At 72.6% G+C, this 3,126-nt stretch carries 4 protein-coding genes; 2 read left to right on the forward strand and 2 right to left on the reverse strand.

Translation table 11 applies throughout. The features are described from left to right. Nucleotides 1-451: CapA family protein (locus B7767_RS16690; RefSeq protein ID WP_143652518.1), on the forward strand; the 451-nt coding region annotated here is incomplete at its 5' end. Between the two features lie 49 nt (nucleotides 452-500). Here the strand turns inward: B7767_RS16690 and B7767_RS16695 are convergent. Then, nucleotides 501-2,330, reverse strand: a complete 1,830-nt coding sequence (locus B7767_RS16695; protein WP_085572887.1) for a thiamine pyrophosphate-requiring protein — start codon at nucleotides 2,328-2,330, stop codon at nucleotides 501-503. Between the two features lie 176 nt (nucleotides 2,331-2,506). Here B7767_RS16695 and B7767_RS16700 point away from each other — a divergent pair, with 176 nt between their 5' ends. Beyond that, nucleotides 2,507-2,893, forward strand: coding sequence for a hypothetical protein (locus tag B7767_RS16700; protein WP_085572886.1), 387 nt, complete (start codon nucleotides 2,507-2,509; stop codon nucleotides 2,891-2,893). Between the two features lie 24 nt (nucleotides 2,894-2,917). On the opposite strand, the gene B7767_RS16705 is transcribed toward B7767_RS16700, so the two are convergent. Continuing rightward, the coding region (locus tag B7767_RS16705; protein WP_143652519.1) for a CBS domain-containing protein at nucleotides 2,918-3,126 on the reverse strand (209 nt) is incomplete at its 5' end.

The following is a 3,126-nucleotide window of genomic DNA, read 5'->3' on the forward strand; positions in this document are numbered from 1 at the left end:
CAAGCGCGAGGGCGACGTCGCGGTGGTGTCCGTGCACTGGGGCTCGAACTGGGGCCACCACGTCCCGCAGGGCCAGGTCCGGTTCGCCCACGCGCTGGTCGACGGGGGTGTGGACGTCGTCCACGGCCACTCCTCGCACCACCCCCGCCCGGTCGAGATGTACCGCGGCCGGGTGATCCTCTACGGCTGCGGCGACTTCGTCGACGACTACGAGGGCATCTCCGGCCACGAGGAGTACCGCGACGACCTGCGGCTCGCCTGTCTGCTGTCGGTGTCCCCGGACGGCGGGCGCCCGTCCGGGCTGCGCATGGTGCCGCTGAGGACGCGGCGGATGCGGCTGGAGCCCGCCGCGGCGGACGAGCGGGCCTGGCTGCGGGAGACCCTCGACCGGGTCAGCGGCGTGGACATCGTCCTCGGCCCGGACGGCGCGCTCACCCTCGCCCCGCGGTGACCGTTTCGGCCGCGCCCGGCGGGAGCGCCCCCGCCTTCGGGCGGGCGGCTCACCCGCCGGTGCTGTCGTCGGCTCCGGCGCCGGGGCGGCCGGAACGCCGACGGGTGCCCGGCAGCATCTCCTGCACCTTGGCCTTGAAGCCCTGTTTCACCATGGAGGCGCGGTCGCTGTCGCCCTTGAGCACGGCGAAGGCCGCGGCCTCGATCTGGTCCAGCTCCGCGTGCGGCGGGATCGGCGGCACGGCGGGGTCGGTGCGGAAGTCGATGACGAAGGGCCGGCCGGCCGTCAGCGCCCGGTCCCAGGCGGCCTCGACCTGCTCCGGCTTCTCCACTCGGACGCCCTCCAGCCCGATCCGCTGCGCGATCTCGGCGTAGGGCAGGTCCGGGACGGCCTGCGACTGTTCGAACTGCGGCGCCCCGGACATCGCCCGCATCTCCCAGGTGACCTGGTTCAGGTCGCGGTTGTTGAGGACGGCCACGATCAGCCGCGGATCGGACCAGTCCTGCCAGTACTTGGCGGCCGTGACCATCTCCATCATGCCGTTCATCTGCATGGCGCCGTCGCCGACGAGGGCGATGGCGGGGCGCTCCGGGTGCGCGAACTTCGCACCGATGGCGTACGGGACACCGGGCCCCATGGTCGCGAGGGTGCCCGAGAGGGAGCCGCGCATCCGTCCGCGCATCCGCAGGTGGCGGGCGTACCAGTTGGCGGCGGAACCGGAGTCGGCCGTGACGATCGCGTCGTCGGGGAGCCTGCCGTCGAGGGCGTGCACCACGTACTCCGGGTTGACCGGGTCGGCGTCCACGGCGGCGCGCCGCTGCATCACCTCCCACCAGCGGGCGACGTCCTTCTCGACCTTCTCGCGCCAGGACCTCTTCTTCTTGCGGTCCAGGCGCGGCAGGAGGCGGCGCAGCGTCTCGGCCGCGTCGCCGACGAGGTTCACCTCGAAGGGGTAGCGCAGGCCGATCATGTGCGGGTCGATGTCGATCTGCACGCCCCGCGCCTGGTCCAGCTCCGGCATGAACTGCGTGTACGGGAAGCTGGAGCCGATCATCAGCAGGGTGTCGCAGTCCCGCATCAGCTCGTAGGAGGGCCGGGTGCCGAGCAGGCCGATGGCTCCGGTGACGTAGGGCAGGTCGTCGGGGAGCACGTCCTTGCCGAGCAGGGCCTTGGCGACGCCCGCGCCGAGGACGTCCGCCAGTTCCTCCACTTCGGCGCGGGCGCCGCGGGCGCCCTGTCCGATGAGGACGGCGACCTTCTCGCCGGCGTTGAGGACCTCGGCGGCCCGCTCGACGTCGGCGTCGGCGGGCACGGGCGCGTACCGGCCGAGCCCCATGCTGGACGGCACCATCTTGAAGGCGTGCGTCGGCGGGCTGTAGTCCAGTTCCTGCACGTCGGCGGGGATGATGACCGCGGTGACCGTGCGCCGCGCGTAGGCGGTGCGGAAGGCGCGGTCGATGAGGTTCGGGAGCTGCTCGGGCACCATCGCCGTCTCGCAGAAGTCGGAGGCGACGTCCTTGTACAGGTTCTGCAGGTCGATCTCCTGCTGGTACGAGCCGCCCATCGCGCTGCGGTTGGTCTGCCCGACCAGCGCGACGACGGGGACGTGGTCGAGCTTCGCGTCGTAGAGGCCGTTGAGCAGGTGGATCGCGCCGGGTCCCGAAGTCGCCGCGCAGACCCCGGCCTTGCCCGAGAACTTCGCGTAGCCGACGGCCTGGAACGCGGACATCTCCTCGTGCCGGGACTGGACGAACCTCGGACGGTCGTCGGCTCGTCCCCACGCCGCCAGGAGGCCGTTGATGCCGTCGCCCGCGTAGGCGAAGACGTGCTCCACCTCCCACTCGCGCAAGCGCTGAAGGATGTGATCGGAAACCTTCATGCCGGCCATCGACCTTCCGTTCCGCCGGTGCGCGTCCGCTCGACGGGGCCGCACAGCACGCTGTCAGGGAAAGCGACGGGTTCCGTGCGGTGCCCGGTGCAAACGTCGCGGCGCCCGCCGGGCCGGGCACCGGTGTCCCGCAGTACGCTGGCCGCAGCCGGCCACCGGGAGCTTTGATGTGGAGACGCGGGAAGCACGAACGGCGTTCCGAGACCCTTCCGCTGGAGCTGTGCGACCTCTGCGGGAGGACCTTCCCGGCCGGTGAGGAGGTGAGCGGACACGTACCGGACTCCTCCTCCGCCCACCCCACCGACACCTGGTGCGACGGTCTGCGCCGGGTCACCGCCTGTTGCGAGGCGCACCTCGACGTGCTCCGTGAGGCGTACCGGCGCCGCCCCTTCGTGCAGGAGGAGCTGTGGGCGGCGAAGATCACCCGTGTGCTGACGTCCGGTCCGCCGGTGCTCACCATGGTGCAGCTCGCCTGCCGGACCGGACTGCACGAGCCGGACATCCGGCGGGCCATCGCCTGGCACAACGAGCGACGCCGCCGGATGGAGGAGTGACCCCGGTCCGGCCCGCGGTGGGCCTTATGCCGCCTGCGGCTGAAGGAAGCGGGCCAGCAGGTCGTCCAGGCTCACCATGCCGGTGAGCTGTCCGGAGCCGTCGCGGACCACTGCCAGCGAGGCCCGGCGGCGGCGCAGCAGGTCGATCGCGTCGGCGACCGTGGCGTCGTCCGTCAGCTCGGGCACCGGGCGGGCCAGGGCGCGGGCGCCGGCCGCCCGTCCCCGGGCGCGGG

It is taken from the genome of Streptomyces sp. 13-12-16 (genome assembly GCF_002114215.1).
Taxonomy (GTDB): domain Bacteria; phylum Actinomycetota; class Actinomycetes; order Streptomycetales; family Streptomycetaceae; genus Streptomyces.